The sequence below is a fragment of the Bartonella sp. MR90HLJMH genome (genome assembly GCF_042194115.1).
In the GTDB taxonomy this organism is placed as follows: Bacteria; Pseudomonadota; Alphaproteobacteria; order Rhizobiales; family Rhizobiaceae; genus Bartonella; species Bartonella grahamii.
Genome location: NZ_JBHIMM010000001.1, coordinates 1 through 15,792, shown reverse-complemented (window position 1 = coordinate 15,792; position 15,792 = coordinate 1). Strand labels below are relative to the sequence as shown.

Here is a 15,792-nt window from a genome sequence, read left to right as displayed (position 1 = left end):
TGAAAAATTTGTTTTCACACTTATTTTATTATGAAAAAGGTGTATTTTTGCACGTTCATTTTGTTTGAGGAATGAAAAATGTTTATAGAAACAATAATCAAGAGAAAGCTTCAGGATGCTTTTCATCCGCAAAAGCTTGAAGTGATTAACGAAAGTCATCTTCATGAGGGGCATCCTCACAATGAACATGCTTTTGATGGTAAAGGAGAAACACATTTTCGAGTGAAAATTTTATCTTCTTCTTTTTCCAATATGACACGCGTAGAAATACATCGAGCGATTTATAAAGTTTTACAAAAAGAGTTAGCTACTTGTGTCCATGCCTTGGCACTTGAGGTTGAAACACTCTAATTTTTTTGATGAGACGTTTTTTAGGAACGGGGATGGGCCTTTTGATAAATTTCTAACAAATGGTCTGTATCGACATGGGTATAGATTTGTGTGGTGGAAAGACTAGCGTGCCCAAGAAGTTCTTGAATCGTGCGTAAATCTCCTCCCCGTGATAAAAGATGGGTGGCAAAAGAATGGCGCAGTGTGTGAGGCGTTGCAGTTTCTGGTAAACCAAGGCTTGCTCGTAAGTTGCGTACAGTTTTCTGAATAATGGCGGGCTGTAGGGGGCCGCCTCGTGCCCCGCGAAATATGGGTTGGTTATCCACTAAAGGATATGGGCAACATTTGAGATAATTTTGTACAGCTTCGTAAACAATTTTGATGAGAGGAACAAGGCGTGTTTTGCCGCCTTTTCCTGTTATAAATAAACTTGTTTTTTCAGGATCAGAAAATTGTTCTGGTGTGAGGCTTAAGGCTTCTGATATTCGCATTCCACAGCCATAGAGAAGCATGAGGACAGCCGCATTACGAGCGTTAATCCAAGGTTCATTTTCTAGCTGGTTTTCTTGTTTGACTATGTGAAGTGCTGATTTGATCGCTAAAGGTTTTGGGAGTGATTTTGGGTGTTTGGGGCTTCGGATAAGTTGAGCCGCGGGAACATTGACGATTCCTTCACGTGATAGGTACTTGAAAAAAGAACGTATGCCTGCCACTCCGCGGCTTAAAGAGCGAGCACTTACATTGTTTGTACGCCGATAAGCAAGATAAGCACGCAAGTCACTGATGCGTAAAAGAGCAAGATCTGTAAGGGTTGGTGTATGGCTTAAGTGTTGACAGAGAAAAGACAAAAATTGCCGCGTATCACGTTCATAGGCTTGCACTGTTTGTGCCGACATACGACGTGTTTGGACGAGACACTCTAACCAATTTTTCCTTGCGTTTAAAATTGCATGGTCTGCTGGAATGAGAGGAATATTTTCATCTTTTCTCTTGTCGTTTTTGATAGGCATTATCTAGTTGAGAGTTTCTTTCTTTTTAGATTTTTCATCGTTAGAATGACCATTCTTGTTTTGGGGTTGCTCTTCACGATTGATAAGTTGCTTTTCACCTTTGAGAGAGAGTATTTTTAAGAGATTGTGTGTTGACATCAAATGCGCAAAAATTAATCCTAAAAAGCCATTTTTATGAAGTTTGGCAAGTTGGCTTGCTGATAATTTATTCAATTTTTCTTCATCAACAACCCAAAAATGTTCCAATTGCGCTGAGAGTCCTTTATCGTTTTTCACATTGATAGATTTCTGGCTTAGAAGATCCATTTCCACAAGAGCATCAATAAACTCAGAGGTTTTCTCCATAGCGATTTTAAAACTTTCAAGAAAACGAATACGTTCTTCCATAAAAGGAGAAATAGAGCCGTCGGAATTAAAAAGTTCTGTTCCTGCAACTTCATTAAACATACCTGACTGTTGATCAAAGCAAACAGAAAGTTCTTTTTCATTGCTAATTTGTGCCAGAACAAAAGGATAGCGACGGACAAAAGCAGGGACATAAGTATTGGTTTTCCAACTTTTATCAGAAGCGATATAGTCATTTTCGTCATTAGAAAGACCGACAAGAGCCGCGGATGTGTAGTGCCGTTTTTTTTGTTCATCTTCGGCGCACATAAATAAAATGGGATAGTCTAGTGCTGCTTGAAAATATTCAGTACTTGCTAAAGGAACCCAGTGAGTATCCTTGGCAAAAGACATATCACTTGGAGGAGCAAATTTTAGATTTTTATGGGAAACTTTGTTGATTGGTGTGATATCTTTGTAAAATAGCATAATATTTGCCATAAGACTTTCTCCTTTATTAATTTGTTTTTTGTTACCAAGAAAGTTCTTTTAGAAGATTGTCTCATATGGCAACAAGATTGAATAGAAAACTATAAGATTAAAGGGTTCATTTTTGAGAGATAATATTTTTGCATGAAGTATAATAAAGAAAAGCTTAAAAATAAAGTCTATCTTGCCATTATTGGTATGCCTCATGGTATAAAAGGAGATGTTTTTGTTAAAATTCTAAGTGCTGAGCCACAGCGTTTCAAGTCCTACAGCACTCTTTATGATGATATGGGGCGTTCTTATGAAATTGTAACTCTTCGTATACAAAAAAATAAGGCGATTGTACGTTTTAGAGGGGTAGAAAATCGTAATGTTGCTGAGTCTTTAAAAGGTATTCGCCTTTATGTGATGCGTAATCAATTAATTGATGATCTGGATGAGGATGAGTTTTATCAAGTTGATTTAATAGGCTTGCGTGTTCAAGATTTTGGGGGAAAAGTCGTGGGTGAAGTGTGTGGTTTCTTTAATTTCGGGGCTGGTGATTTGCTTGAAATACGTTTGAATACGGGTAAAAGAGTTCTTATTCCCTTTAGTAAGGTGGCGGTACCAGAAATTTGTATGGATTCTGGTTTTCTTGTTGTTGATCCCATGGCAGCTGGTTTAAGTGATGGGGGAGACAATGATAAAAAGGAAATAGCTTGAATCTAAAAATAAAGATGAAGGGAAAAATAACCGATGAATTTCGTCAATAAAAAGTGGAGAGTGTGGAAATATTAAAAATGTACTTTTGAGTAGATATTGTAAACACTTTATCTTGAGATAGTCCTGAATTTTTAGAGTCTTTTTTTAGTGCAAGTATTTAGAAGGATCGTATTGAATATGACGCAGATCAAGGAGATTTATATTAACGCTATAGCGTTAAAAGTCTTGTTTGTGCTATTTTTGCTATTATTAGAGTCTGTTTAAGAAAATAAGGATGAGAAATAAAATGAAGTTTCAGGCGCGCGTTTTAACCCTTTATCCTGAAATGTTTCCTGGTTTTTTAGGGTATTCTTTAGCAGGGCAAGCTTTGGAGCGCGGAATTTGGTCACTGGAGACGGTACAGATTAGGGATTTTGCTTTGGACAAACACCATAGCGTTGATGATACACCTGCTGGTGGGGGGGCTGGTATGGTAATGCGGGCGGATGTATTGGCGGCTGCTCTTGATTTTTGTCCACAGGATTCGCCAAGATTGTTGATGAGTCCACGTGGGCGCCCTTTTGACCAAGCTTATGCGCATAGCTTGGCTCGTGATACGGGTGTAACGTTAGTTTGTGGACGTTTTGAAGGGGTTGATGAGCGAGTCATAGAAGCACGAGAATTAGAAGAAGTCTCTATAGGTGATTATATTCTTTCAGGGGGTGAAACAGCTGCATTGGTTATCTTAGATGCTATTATACGTCTTTTGCCTGGAGTGATGGGGAATGCAGCTTCTGCGAAGAGTGAAAGTTTTGAAAATGGCTTGCTGGAACATCCGCAATATACACGTCCTTCCCTTTTCGAAGGGCGGGGTATTCCGCCTGTGTTGCTCTCAGGTCATCACAAAGCGATCGCAGATTGGCGTCAAAGTCAAGCCGAATTGTTAACACGTCAACGTCGTCCTGATCTTTATGCGCGTTATGATAAAAATCATCAGAAAACTTGATTCATATGATAAGGTGGTGTATTGCATGGCTCTCTTTTTAGAGAGTTTTTTTATAAAAGGTTTTCTGTAGTTCCAAAATTAAATGAAGGAATGGTGTATTCGCTCCTGTGTAAGGCATAGCCTAAAGAGCTCCTTATTCTTAATAAAGGCTTTTTTGGTAAGAGTTGAGCGCTCTGACTGTTCGATAAAGAACATGAAGGATAAAAGAAATGAATATTATCGCACAACTTGAAGCTGAACAATGTGCAAAAATTGAAGAAAAGCGCCAATTTCCAGCCTTTCAGCCAGGAGATACAGTCCGTGTCATGGTGCGTGTGACGGAAGGTACGCGGACGCGTGTTCAGGCTTACGAAGGTGTTTGTATTGCGCGTTCAGGCGGTGGGTTGAATGAGACCTTTACAGTACGCAAGATTTCTTATGGTGAAGGGGTAGAACGGGTGTTTCCTGTTTATTCTCCGTTGATTGAAGGTGTTGAGCTGGTGCGCCGTGGTAAAGTGCGCCGTGCAAAACTCTATTATCTTCGTGGTTTGAGAGGTAAAGCTGCGCGTATCGCTGAAAAGAGAGATTATCGGAAAAAAGCTGAAAAGGTTGTTGAGAAAGTAGAAGCAGCAGCTGTAAGCACAGATGTTGAAAAGCAAGTTGCTGAGTAAAGATTATATCGGCTAAACTTTATGCAAAAGCGGCATAAAAGTCGCTTTTTGTGTCTTTTGTGATTCGTTTTGTCTTTTAAAAGGCTTGGAGGGGACATAAAAATGTTTAATCTATCAATTTTTGCCTCTTTTTATTCTTAATAACGGGTGAATTTAGATATCATTGCATATATCGTGGATACTCAAAAAGATAAGTTTAATCTGAAAAAATGCCTATTTATATTTGAGAAAAGATGTTAGACCTTTGACGTGAAGATAAAATTGTATTAGATTAAGGCGAGTTTTGCGGATTATATCCGTGGAGTAATCGGTTTTTTTATGCGTGACCTTTAATCCGTTATTTGAGACAACCGACCTGTAATATTGGTATCTTGAGATGCCAAACAAGTAAAAACGAGATAATATATTTAGTCGTTTTATGCGGACTTTCTCGTTCATTGCGGTTGCAGTAAAAACCAGGTCAGGATATTTTATGACAGAAACAACTAGGATAAAAGAGCGCCCTCGTTCCCCTCATATAAGTATTTATCGTTGGACAATTACTATGGCTATGTCCATTGCGCATCGCGTTACGGGTATGGCACTTTATGTTGGAATGGTCTTTCTTGCTGTTTGGTTAATTGCTATTGCTTGTGGGGAGGAGACATTCAGAACGGTTCACGAGATTTATAGTTCTTGGTTTGGATTGTGTATCTTGTTTCTTTATACTTTGGCAGGGGTTCATCACATGGTTGGTGGTATTCGCCACATTGTTTGGGATATGATGCCTTGCCTTTTGGCAAAAGAAAAGGCAACAGTCACTGCTTGGGCGACAGTGTTTATCTCTCTTATTGTTACTTTTGTAATTTGGATTATTGGATATAGCGTTGTTTAGCTGGGGGTGAAAAGAGATATGAAAAAAGACTTTCGAACGGAACTTGGAAAAGTACGGGGGCATGGGAGTGCTCATGAAGGAACAGAGCATTTTTGGCTACAGCGTTTGACTGGGCTTGTCAATCTGCCGCTTTTGATATTTTTTATTGTTCTTATTCTTTCGCTTGTAGGCAAGGATTATAGTATTGTGCGTGCACGGCTTGCACATCCCGTTGTGGCTATTTTGATGGGATTGATGACTTTTTCAGTCCTTTATCATATGAAACTTGGTATGCAAGTGGTGATTGAAGATTATATTCCACGTGAAGGTTTCCGAATATTCTTTTTGACGTTAAATATTTCATTTTGTTTTCTTATAGGTGGTGTCATTATTTTTTCTCTTTTGAAAATTGCATTAGGGGGTTAAACAAGTATGGCGGGTACAGGATCATCTCTGGGCGCTAGAGCAGGTAACGCCCCTTATCGCACTGTAGATCATAAATTTGATGTTGTTGTTGTTGGGGCAGGTGGTGCAGGATTACGTGCAACACTTGGTATGGCGGAACAAGGATTAAAGACAGCTTGTATTACGAAGGTTTTTCCAACTCGCTCACACACGGTTGCAGCACAAGGGGGGATTGCTGCATCGCTTTCAAATATGGGACCTGACAATTGGCAGTGGCATTTATATGATACCGTGAAAGGTTCTGATTGGTTGGGTGATACCGATGCAATGGAGTATTTGGTGCGTAATGCACCTGCTGCTGTCTACGAATTAGAACATTATGGCGTTCCTTTTTCGCGGACGCAAGAAGGCAAAATTTATCAACGTCCTTTTGGTGGACATACGACACAATTTGGTGAAGGTCCACCTGTTCAGCGTACTTGTGCAGCAGCTGACCGTACAGGCCATGCCATTTTGCATACGCTTTATGGACAAAGCTTAAAGCATAATGCGCAATTTTTTATTGAATATTTTGCACTCGATCTTATCATGACGGATGGGGTTTGTACGGGGGTTGTGGCATGGGATCTCGATGATGGTACAATACATCGTTTTTCTGCCAAAATGGTTGTGCTTGCAACCGGTGGTTATGGACGGGCTTATTTTTCTGCGACATCGGCGCATACCTGTACGGGTGATGGTGGTGGAATGGTCGCACGCGCTGGATTGCCACTTCAGGATATGGAATTTGTGCAATTCCATCCGACAGGGATTTACGGTTCTGGCTGCTTAATTACAGAAGGAGCTCGTGGTGAAGGAGGCTATTTAATCAATTCTGAAGGTGAACGCTTTATGGAGCGCTATGCACCTTCCTTTAAGGATTTAGCTTCACGTGACTTGGTTTCGCGTTGTATCACACTTGAAATTCGTGAAGGACGTGGCGTTGGACCTAAGAAGGACCATATTCATTTGGTTCTCAATCATATTGATCCTGCAATCTTGCACGAACGTTTACCGGGAATTTCGGAATCAGCACGGATTTTTGCAGGTGTGGATGTAACAAAAGAGCCTATCCCCATCTTGCCAACGGTTCATTATAATATGGGTGGGATTCCTACCAATTACTATGGGGAAGTTCTCAATCCGACGGCTGATTCGCCTGATCGTATTCAACCAGGGCTGATGGCGGTAGGAGAAGCAGGATGTGCTTCTGTTCATGGGGCTAATCGCTTGGGGTCAAATTCATTAATTGATCTTGTGGTGTTTGGTCGTGCTGCTGCCATTCGCGCGGGCGAAGTTATTGATCGGAATGCAGAAATTCCACCCATCAATGAAGAAGCTGTTGACGAAATTATAGCGCGTTTTGATCGTTTACGTTTTGCACAAGGGGCGATACCAACAGCTCTATTGCGTGAAAAAATGCAACGCACAATGCAAGAAGATGCGGCAGTATTCCGTACAGAAGATTCTTTGCAACAAGGATGTCAACGGATGAATAAAATCTGGGGGGAATTGTCTGACCTCAAAGTTACAGATCGTTCTCTGATATGGAATTCTGATTTGGTTGAAACATTAGAGCTTGAAAATCTCATGGCGAATGCAATTGTGACTGTTCATTCTGCACAAGCTCGTTTAGAAAGCCGTGGCGCTCATGCTCGTGAAGATTATCCAGAGCGTGATGATAAAAACTGGCGTAAACATACGCTTTCACATTTGTCAAAAGAGGGTAAGGTGACGTTATCATATCGACCTGTCCATGTGGACCCGTTAACATCTGAAGCTGATGGTGGGATCGATTTAAAGCGCATTGCACCTAAAAAACGGGTTTATTAAGGGGAGACACGAATTATGGTACAAATTAAGCTTCCCAAAAACTCTCAAGTCAAACCGGGGAAGGTTTGGCCTAAACCTGAAGGTGCGACAGAGCTGACAGAATTTCATGTTTACCGTTGGTCACCAGATGATGAGAATAATCCTCGTCTGGATACTTATTACGTAGATCGTTCTGCTTGTGGTCCAATGATTCTTGATGGGCTTTTGTTTATTAAAAACCATATTGATCCAACTTTGACACTTCGTCGATCTTGCCGTGAAGGCATCTGTGGTTCATGTGCGATGAATATTGATGGAATCAATACATTGGCTTGTACCAAAGGGATGGATGATGTAAAACACCCCATTAAAGTCTATCCTTTGCCTTCCATGCCGGTTGTTAAAGATTTGGTTCCTGACTTGAAGCGCTTTTATGCGCAACATCGAGTCATTGAGCCTTGGTTGCAAACAGTTTCTCCTGAACCTGCGAAAGAATGGTTACAAAGTCACTCCGATCGCCAAAAAATCGATGGCCTTTATGAGTGTATTTTGTGTGCGTGTTGTCAGACTTCATGTCCAAGTTATTGGTGGAACGGTGATCGTTATTTGGGACCCGCTGTTTTGCTTCAAGCTTATCGCTGGATTGCGGATTCACGTGATGAGATGTGTGGTGAACGTCTTGATAATTTAGAAGATCCTTTCCGCCTTTATCGTTGCCATACGATTATGAATTGTGCGCAAACTTGTCCAAAGGGATTAAATCCAGCGAAAGCGATTGCTGAAATTAAAAAACTCATGGTTGAACGCCGCCTTTGAAAATTTATTGCTTGATGAAAATGAAGCGCAAGGTAGAAAATTGTATCTCCTTTTAGCAATTAAATCTCTAAAAGAAGATCGGCTGCTTATGAGGGTGCAGTAGCTATAATCATTCTAAAAGCGAAGTAATCTCTAAAAATTAAGCAATCCTTGTAGAAGCAATCCTTGCAATGGCTGAGCAGAAAACTCATAGTTGAATATTACTTTGAAAATTGACCGATTAACGAACAGTAAAAAGAAAAACAGAAAATTGTGCGTGTTTTTTGCGCTTCTTGAGGTTTAATCTCTAAAAATTTATTGGCTTTTATGAGGTGGTTACCATAGTTATTATTGCCTTTAAAAAGGCATTAGTCTTTCGGGTAAACTATACTTTAAATAGTGTTCTGTGTAAAAACAATAAAATCAATATGCCATGTGTTTTTATTTTATTAAATTCGTATCAAAGTTTTTATTTTAATGCAGATTCAATTAATCATTTTTTATAAAAATATAACTCTGTATAAATAGAGCACAAAAAATAAATGCTGATACAAATATTATAACGAATGTAAATTATTCATATGGAATACAAAGAAGTGATCATTATGACAGTTTGTCATTTTACGATACGTTTATTATAATATCGAAAACATTGCGAATATTCAGGGATTAGGAATTTTTGATAACATCATTTATATATTTAAAGGTCATATTTTTTATTTTAAAGATTGGATTGTTAATAGCATTAAAAAACAAAATTTATAGTTCTTAAAAAATGGAGAACTTAAAATTCCTATCTATTGTAGAGATAGATCATACAGTTAAGGGGGAAGTAATTTAAAATTATTGTAACGTCATAGATTTAAATTCATTAAAGAGCAGATAAGACGTTTGAAAAAATAGCAAATTTATAGGTTTCTCTAAAAATTTAGAAAACGATAGTAAGAATTCTAAGAACACATGTTGCGAATGTGGAATAAGCGGTGTTTGTAGGTTCGTTTGAGTTGAATAAATTCAATCATCAAAGAAAATATGTTGTATTTTGACGAGTTTCGGAGGTTTTGATGTTATATGTTTTTATCTATCAAAAATAGAGATTTCTAGATTTAGATCTTATTTATTATGTTAGGGTATTTCATTGTTCTTGTATGTATGCTTAAGAAAGTTGTTTAAGCAGTAAAAGTGTTTTTTATTTTTCAGCATAAAAGATATTTCTTAACATGAAAAAGAGGTTTCCAAGTATTAACGGTATAATCAGTCATTGTTTTGGTATTTATTCTATTGTGCCATAAAACACTATCGTATTTAGGATGTGGTAATTAAAGTGGTTTGAAATCTGCTAGGCGAGGGGGCGGATTGTTTGCAGATTAGTTTTTGCGTGTTAAGAGGCTTCGTCCTTTGAGGTGTGATAGGTGGAGTCTGTTAGCCAATTACGTAAACTAGAGCGAAATCTACGTGGACAGGTTTTTAGTCTAATCTCTCTTATATATTGTGATAGGAAATTCACATTAATAAGGACCACGATCGGTTACAGAAAAAAGAAATCATTGCGAAAAAACAAGCGTGCTTGTTTTAAAATTTTTAATGCTTCTGATCATAAGGGCACGCGAAAATCTCCTGTAGTATCACGCAGACCGTTCATATTCTCGAGCCAAGAATTGTCCATATATCCCCTTCAATCTGATCTTCACGAATTGATGCAAGAGATGGGTACGAGCACCTGTAAGAATAAGCAGACGCAAAGCCAGTTGTATCATTATTGTTGCTTTGCAGAGTGTTTGATAAAAATCTAGAACATTTCTCCAATTCATTGTCGGTTTATTAATGACTTTATGGCGTTGTTTCTCTAAAAGAGCTTTTGCTGTTGTAGCTTTTACCTATCAGATGGGAGTTAAGAGTATTACTTATCTCTCTGTTGGCGTAATCTCTGAAACCGGTATACAGCCTCCTAATTTTTGGGGAATATGAAGCTGTAAAGGTGCAAACCAGTTTGCATTTTGGTCGTCATTTTTAGTTCAGTTTTATGACTTTCAAAAGCGTCTAGAGTAATGCCTTTTAAATAATAGAGATTACGCATTGCTTTACGCTTTTGTTTCTTTCGTTCTTTAAAAAGATCATAACCCTTATGCAAAACAGAACGCCCAAACCAAATACATTTGGCTTGTCAATTTACGCGCTTGTTTTAAAGAACCCTCTCTTTAAAGTTCCCAAGCTCATTTCGCGACAGGGCTTGTGGATGGTATAATGGTAAAGTCCCGATGAACAATATAAAATTTGTAGAGCATTTCTATCTTTACACTTCATAAAAGAGCAAGCTGGGCGCCATTATACACTTTGCCAACTCCCAATGTTGCGACAGTTTTTGGCATTTGGGACGGTTTATAAGAGGCATTTTTAGTGCTTTTTTATACAGTTTCATTCTACACGGTTTTATTTATTTGTAATGTGCAAGAGACATGAAATGAGAGAATCCTACGGTACTAAGATCTTTTATCCAACATGCAAAATAATGAACACTCTTTATAAATCAATGTGATGCATCTTAAGAAGTGGGATTTTAGATCTGTGCTTTTAGGAATTTTCGTTTTTTGAGGCGCAGAGAAGAGAGCAGGAATATTCAGAGTAGAGCTTACCTTGTGTAATCTATGGATATCGTCTTTAGGATGGGGACATAAGCCACGTGATATGGTTAGCAAAGCTTGCTTAAGAGAAATTTGGTTGTTTACGAACAGTCGGAGGTTAAGAATCTTTCTTCGTCCGAAGAAGACGTTGATATGCCACTATACTTTTTATTACCAAATAGAATGTGGTTTATAGATGCTAAATCGAAATGATAGTTTATTTCGTATGAGGTTTTCCGTATCTGGAGATTGTTTGGTTAAAAAACATATTTATTAATCACTTGAAAATAGCACTTAGAATTTTAAACGATAAGTTTTGGTCTTGATGACGATAATTATTTGTGATGATCGAAAGTACCTATTTTACAAAGCTTTCATTGATAGGTGAATCAAAATTTATTCTTTTCTTTTGTTGAAATATTTATTTTATAGCTATTTCTTTTTGCATCAAACATACCTTTATCAAAAGATAAATGGAAAAAATGATTAAAGGTAAGAAAATAGAGAGAGCCTTATGTATAATTTGGTTTTCTCGTAAAGTTTTTGTATATTAACTTTTTTCTTCTTTTATTCATGAAGAGTGTAGAAAATGCATTGGAGAAGTAAAGAGAATAGGAAAAGTTAAAAAATAGCCGTAACAATTAGTGACGGCTATTTTTGTTCGCATCATATTACCGAGAGAGGAAGTTCCCCTTAAGCGATTTTTGATTTGGCAAAAATCGGGTCGTAAAAGACTTCAGAGAGTTTTCTATCTCTAAAGAACAACACTACGTCAACTGTTGTATAGAGAACGATTTTTATCATTTCTAACTCGAGTTGCCGGCCAACTTCTGATCTTTTAATCAAGGTGGCACATCGTTCAAATGTCTGCAAAGCGCTGTTGGCATGCGTTGTTGTAATCGATCCGGGATGACCAGTGTTGAGTGAATTGAGATATTCCCATGCTTCATTACCTCGCAATTCAGCGAGAAAAATTCGGTCGGGCGACTGACGCATACACGCATCTAGGCATTCTTCAGCTGAAACACGGCCTACATTATTACCATAAATCATATGTACATGATTGGGATGATTGGGTAGAAAAAGCTCATGAACATCTTCAATTGTGATAATACGCTCCTCTACAGGGACCTTTTCAATTAAAGAGCGAGCAAATGTTGTTTTACCAGATCCTGTCTTACCTGCAATAATAATGTTGCGTTTGTGAAAGACGCATTCTTGTAAAAAGTCAAGAATTTTTCCATCACGTTTATGTTGCAAAAGTTGAACTTCAAATGGCTCCAACCGTGTGAAGTCCTGCTTCGATAACAAGTTATTTGCTTCTTTTTGCGAAGGTTTGTTAAAACTTACGTCGGAGAAATCATCAAATGCACCTTCTTCTTTGAGTTCTTCTAACGTCTTAACTATAAGAGAATGTTTACGAATTACAAAGGAAAGAGCACCATCAACGACAGCTGGCGTTTGTATAATTGTACCACGTTGTCCACCAGGCAATAGCACATAATTAATACTTTTGGGAGCCATACCGTTATAAACGATAATAGCTGTAATGAGCGTTTGCAAAAAAGTGGTTGTTAACTCTGGTACGCTATGTACTTGCCAACCCTTAAAGCTTTTCGTCCATACTTCACAGGGGCGGCAAATCGATAATTCAGTGATCGAGGGATCTTCTAAGAAACAATCAAGCGGTTGTAGAAGCTGAAAAACTGCTTGATCTTTCTGTATCGGGTTAACGTGTGACAAGACTGTAGACATCGCTGAAATCCAGATCACGAGCAACAAAAATATTTACTCGTTCGCCTTGGTTTTTGTAAAGTGTTGGTGTGATATTGATGGAGTTTTGAAGAACATCGATTGCTATAGATTCAGCATTCTGAGCACCTTTATTTTGTGAGTTCTCTTTATTTTCTTTACTGATTTTACTAACTTTTCCTTTTACCCATTCTCCTAAATCACCGATAATGCTTACCATAATTGCACCACCAAATCTCTCCCAAAAGTGTCTATCAACCCAGCCACCAATACCCGCTTCACCCAGAGGACCTGTGCCAGGTGAGTCAAGATTGACAACAACACCAGAAGGCGTTTCGATGCGTAACCATTGCACAAACACACGCGTTTGTCCTTGTTGTATGCCACTTTGGTAAAAACCAACGACTTTAGAACCACGGTCAAGCAAAACAACACGACCACTTGTGGAATAAATATCGCGTGTTAAATGACAGGTCGTCATTCCGGGTTGTGATGTAATGATCTTTGTTTCTAACGTGCAATCTATTTGTGTTCCTTGCGTAATCAAAAAGTCACGGTTACGAATTTGCACCGCATGTGATTGACCTAAACGTACGGGCTGAAGGTTATCAAATAATACGCCACTACCTCTATCATTATTCGATGCTTTGTTATTTGTATCTGTAGATCCTTCGCTACCACCGCTGTTAAGGCTAGAACTGAGCATACGTTTGCGTGCTAATTCTTCAGAATCTTGGAGCATATGTGGAGGAATGGCTGTTTGAAGAAGCTTACTCAAAGCCGGTGGAATATCCAGGTTTGAATCTTCTATTTGTGCTGATTTTTCTGCTTCTTCTACAATCTTCGGCTCTTCTATAATCCGAGGGACATAGTTTGGTATAATTTGCTGTACTATTTGTTGTGGTTTTTCTTCCTCAACTTCCACGGTATTACGCATTTTAAAAGCTTTCCAAGTCAAGGCAATCGGTATCGTTACTATGACAATAAGTCCTACCACTAACAATGCACGGGTACCTGGAATTGTCGGACGACGTTCAGAACCTAGTTCCGACCCTCCATAAGTACCTTCAATATGTTTTTGCTCGACGTTATCCAGTTTTGTACCTTTTCCCTCTCCTTCCTTATTGTCAAACATCATTTTCCTCCTTTATTGATACGATAAACCACCGAAGATACTGTCCCTGTTGTGTTTGGTACGCCATTGGGGTCATAGGCTTCATTAAAAACAGCTAGAGCGCGTTTACCAAGTCGTATGAGCCATTTAGGATTGACCTTATGAACGGCGATAATATCATTAGAACTGCCGATAACGGTGCGTGGTATTAAGCTTTCATTGCCTTCAGCATCTACGACATAAATCGATGGCATATCCATGTTAGCGGGAAATTTGAAGTAAGTAATACGCCCATTGTCCCAAGCATTTATCGGAGCAATATCTTGATGACCGCTCATAGTATAACTGAGATTATAGCCTTTGACGCTTTGGTGAAAACCACGTTCAATCGCAAGGCGTCGGTTGTTTTCTTCTGACTTTTCATCATTTGAATCGGGATAATGGAAAGCTAATTCATATGTTGATCCTGCACGGTCATTTCGAAACTGTAGTCGGAATTTGTAACTCCGTTTGTCAGTTACAACGATGAGATTGGTATTGGCAAGTTCTGCTTTTGGTTTAATAAAAATATGCCGCCCTTTATGAGCAAAGGCATAGGCTTCTGAATCGCCAAAGGCATGAGTGATATACTGTTCACCTTCTTCAAGAATAATATGTGTTGCCACACCAAGAACTGTTTCAATTTGAACCACATCGGCTTCGTTATATGTTATATAGCGAATGCGGTGATCATATTGTGAATTTGATGGACTTTTGAGCGCCTGCACAGGTACCGTATAAAGAGAAGAAAACGAAGACAATAGAACAACGAACGCAAGTTTTTTCATAACAATCAATTCCTTAATCATTTAACAGTATTTCTGGGTCAGAACGGTAACTTGTTATTTGAAAACCAAGGGGGTTAAGCAATCGATCAGATGATTTCATGGGTGCACTGACATAGGTGTAACCAATTGTTGCAATCTGGTGCTGTTTTGGTCCGGTAGTAGCACCGCTGCTGTCAAGTTGCTGAGTCGTAAAACGTACAGTTGCTTGACCGAGTCCATTAAGCTGGATTGATCGTACTTTGACTGTGATACGTGCTTTATTGGAAAGCACTTTGTCCCGTGCATTTTCTCCATCATAGATTTTATAATATTCTTGTTGAACAGATGCCGCACTTAAAAGTGCTGTTGTGTCATAGTTCAGTTGAATCGTATCGTAGTCGTAATTTTCGCGGTTAAGCACATATTGGTTTAGCCAATATCTATCTACAACTTCACCATAGCTTTCTTTGTGTTCACGCATGACTGAGATAACATCAACTGCACCCGTCGTGTTATCAACGCGCAATACTAAGGGAGTTGGAGCTGGTTGAGAAAACCCAACGACTCCACATATCATACCGAATAAGCCAAAAAGACCAACAGTACTCGCTACACGCCATGCTGTTCTGCGCGATCTTATAAATTCATTAATAAGATCACGTTCTAAGCCACGGCTTTCTTCATAATAACTGCTAAGTTGTTCGGCTTTCACTGGTTTTACTTGTTTTGTTTTCATCTGTCTCCTCGCTTAATTTCGGCAGGGATTGTTTTATTAATAGGCACACGGTTCCTATCATTGGGCTGTTTGAGCTTTGGTGCTAATACACAAGCCGATAAAAGGTTTGCAATCAAAATTACAAGAATGATATTTTTCATTTTAATATGACTCTTTTTTACCATTATATGCATCTTAATATTTATTGTCATTATTATAATTTTGACACTAAAGTAAAGTGTATAGTTTGCGATAATTGATCTTTTCTTAATTTCATTTTTTAATTTATGAAAATAGCTCAATTTTAGTGCGAATATTTTTTACTTTAGGATTGGATATCCTCGTTATTTTGTCATATGGATATTAAGGGCATCTGTTACGAGCAGCATT

General features: G+C 38.5%; 15 protein-coding genes and 1 pseudogene. 8 read left to right on the top strand and 8 right to left on the bottom strand.

Annotation, left to right across the window (positions count from 1 at the left end; translation table 11 throughout):
* Positions 1–78 precede the first annotated feature (78 nt).
* On the top strand, positions 79–351 hold the full coding sequence (locus ACFIJ9_RS00075; RefSeq protein ID WP_375635298.1) for a BolA family protein: 273 nt from the start codon (positions 79–81) through the stop codon (positions 349–351).
* Between the two features lie 20 nt (positions 352–371).
* On the opposite strand, the gene ACFIJ9_RS00070 is transcribed toward ACFIJ9_RS00075, so the two are convergent.
* Both ACFIJ9_RS00070 and ACFIJ9_RS00065 read right to left on the bottom strand, forming a co-directional pair.
* Positions 372–1,340, bottom strand: a complete 969-nt coding sequence (locus ACFIJ9_RS00070) for a tyrosine recombinase XerC (RefSeq protein WP_375635297.1) — start codon at positions 1,338–1,340, stop codon at positions 372–374.
* 3 nt (positions 1,341–1,343) lie between these two features.
* Complete coding sequence (locus ACFIJ9_RS00065; protein WP_015857041.1) at positions 1,344–2,165, bottom strand: SapC family protein; 822 nt, start codon at positions 2,163–2,165, stop codon at positions 1,344–1,346.
* Between the two features lie 132 nt (positions 2,166–2,297).
* Between ACFIJ9_RS00065 and rimM the strand changes: the two genes are divergently transcribed.
* From rimM to ACFIJ9_RS00030, 7 genes are all read left to right on the top strand, one after another.
* Positions 2,298–2,855, top strand: coding sequence for a ribosome maturation factor RimM (gene rimM / locus ACFIJ9_RS00060; protein WP_375635296.1), 558 nt, complete (start codon positions 2,298–2,300; stop codon positions 2,853–2,855).
* Positions 2,856–3,141: 286 nt separating this feature from the next.
* Positions 3,142–3,840, top strand: coding sequence for a tRNA (guanosine(37)-N1)-methyltransferase TrmD (gene trmD, locus ACFIJ9_RS00055; RefSeq protein ID WP_015857039.1), 699 nt, complete (start codon positions 3,142–3,144; stop codon positions 3,838–3,840).
* 209 nt (positions 3,841–4,049) lie between these two features.
* Positions 4,050–4,490: a 50S ribosomal protein L19 gene (rplS, locus tag ACFIJ9_RS00050; RefSeq protein WP_375635295.1), complete on the top strand. Its 441-nt coding sequence runs from the start codon at positions 4,050–4,052 to the stop codon at positions 4,488–4,490.
* A 472-nt stretch (positions 4,491–4,962) separates the two neighbouring features.
* Positions 4,963–5,364 carry a succinate dehydrogenase, cytochrome b556 subunit gene (gene sdhC / locus ACFIJ9_RS00045; protein WP_015857037.1) on the top strand — a complete coding sequence of 134 codons (402 nt, stop codon included), beginning with the start codon at positions 4,963–4,965 and terminating at the stop codon, positions 5,362–5,364.
* 18 nt (positions 5,365–5,382) lie between these two features.
* Positions 5,383–5,769 (top strand): succinate dehydrogenase, hydrophobic membrane anchor protein, encoded by a 387-nt coding sequence (gene sdhD, locus ACFIJ9_RS00040; protein ID WP_375624899.1) that lies wholly within the window; start codon positions 5,383–5,385, stop codon positions 5,767–5,769.
* 6 nt (positions 5,770–5,775) lie between these two features.
* Entirely contained in the window at positions 5,776–7,620 is a 1,845-nt protein-coding gene (gene sdhA, locus ACFIJ9_RS00035; RefSeq protein ID WP_375635294.1) for a succinate dehydrogenase flavoprotein subunit, read from the top strand.
* Between the two features lie 15 nt (positions 7,621–7,635).
* On the top strand, positions 7,636–8,415 hold the full coding sequence (locus ACFIJ9_RS00030) for a succinate dehydrogenase iron-sulfur subunit (protein WP_375635293.1): 780 nt from the start codon (positions 7,636–7,638) through the stop codon (positions 8,413–8,415).
* Positions 8,416–9,775: 1,360 nt separating this feature from the next.
* On the opposite strand, the pseudogene ACFIJ9_RS08740 reads toward ACFIJ9_RS00030, so the two are convergent.
* The 6 genes and pseudogenes from ACFIJ9_RS08740 to ACFIJ9_RS00005 all read right to left on the bottom strand — a co-directional run bounded on the left by ACFIJ9_RS08740 (position 9,776) and on the right by ACFIJ9_RS00005 (position 15,563).
* A pseudogene (locus tag ACFIJ9_RS08740) lies at positions 9,776–10,763 on the bottom strand (integrase).
* 945 nt (positions 10,764–11,708) lie between these two features.
* Positions 11,709–12,770: a P-type DNA transfer ATPase VirB11 gene (gene virB11 / locus ACFIJ9_RS00025; RefSeq protein ID WP_375635292.1), complete on the bottom strand. Its 1,062-nt coding sequence runs from the start codon at positions 12,768–12,770 to the stop codon at positions 11,709–11,711.
* Complete coding sequence (virB10, locus tag ACFIJ9_RS00020; protein ID WP_375635460.1) at positions 12,745–13,902, bottom strand: type IV secretion system protein VirB10; 1,158 nt, start codon at positions 13,900–13,902, stop codon at positions 12,745–12,747. Before virB10 ends, virB11 begins: the two co-directional genes overlap by 26 nt.
* Entirely contained in the window at positions 13,902–14,708 is an 807-nt protein-coding gene (gene virB9 / locus ACFIJ9_RS00015) for a P-type conjugative transfer protein VirB9 (RefSeq protein ID WP_375635291.1), read from the bottom strand. The genes virB10 and virB9 overlap by 1 nt, the downstream gene beginning before the upstream one ends.
* A gap of 13 nt (positions 14,709–14,721) precedes the next feature.
* Positions 14,722–15,423 (bottom strand): virB8 family protein, encoded by a 702-nt coding sequence (locus ACFIJ9_RS00010; RefSeq protein ID WP_375635290.1) that lies wholly within the window; start codon positions 15,421–15,423, stop codon positions 14,722–14,724.
* Positions 15,420–15,563: a TrwH protein gene (locus tag ACFIJ9_RS00005; protein WP_375635289.1), complete on the bottom strand. Its 144-nt coding sequence runs from the start codon at positions 15,561–15,563 to the stop codon at positions 15,420–15,422. Before ACFIJ9_RS00005 ends, ACFIJ9_RS00010 begins: the two co-directional genes overlap by 4 nt.
* Positions 15,564–15,792: the final 229 nt, after the last annotated feature.

Coding starts and splice junctions, on each gene's coding strand:
- ACFIJ9_RS00075 (WP_375635298.1), top strand. CDS start 79: ATGTTTATAGAAACAATAATCAAGAGAAAGCTTCAGGATGCTTTTCAT.
- ACFIJ9_RS00070 (WP_375635297.1), bottom strand. CDS start 1,340: ATGCCTATCAAAAACGACAAGAGAAAAGATGAAAATATTCCTCTCATT.
- ACFIJ9_RS00065 (WP_015857041.1), bottom strand. CDS start 2,165: ATGGCAAATATTATGCTATTTTACAAAGATATCACACCAATCAACAAA.
- rimM (WP_375635296.1), top strand. CDS start 2,298: ATGAAGTATAATAAAGAAAAGCTTAAAAATAAAGTCTATCTTGCCATT.
- trmD (WP_015857039.1), top strand. CDS start 3,142: ATGAAGTTTCAGGCGCGCGTTTTAACCCTTTATCCTGAAATGTTTCCT.
- rplS (WP_375635295.1), top strand. CDS start 4,050: ATGAATATTATCGCACAACTTGAAGCTGAACAATGTGCAAAAATTGAA.
- sdhC (WP_015857037.1), top strand. CDS start 4,963: ATGACAGAAACAACTAGGATAAAAGAGCGCCCTCGTTCCCCTCATATA.
- sdhD (WP_375624899.1), top strand. CDS start 5,383: ATGAAAAAAGACTTTCGAACGGAACTTGGAAAAGTACGGGGGCATGGG.
- sdhA (WP_375635294.1), top strand. CDS start 5,776: ATGGCGGGTACAGGATCATCTCTGGGCGCTAGAGCAGGTAACGCCCCT.
- ACFIJ9_RS00030 (WP_375635293.1), top strand. CDS start 7,636: ATGGTACAAATTAAGCTTCCCAAAAACTCTCAAGTCAAACCGGGGAAG.
- virB11 (WP_375635292.1), bottom strand. CDS start 12,770: ATGTCTACAGTCTTGTCACACGTTAACCCGATACAGAAAGATCAAGCA.
- virB10 (WP_375635460.1), bottom strand. CDS start 13,902: ATGTTTGACAATAAGGAAGGAGAGGGAAAAGGTACAAAACTGGATAAC.
- virB9 (WP_375635291.1), bottom strand. CDS start 14,708: ATGAAAAAACTTGCGTTCGTTGTTCTATTGTCTTCGTTTTCTTCTCTT.
- ACFIJ9_RS00010 (WP_375635290.1), bottom strand. CDS start 15,423: ATGAAAACAAAACAAGTAAAACCAGTGAAAGCCGAACAACTTAGCAGT.
- ACFIJ9_RS00005 (WP_375635289.1), bottom strand. CDS start 15,563: ATGAAAAATATCATTCTTGTAATTTTGATTGCAAACCTTTTATCGGCT.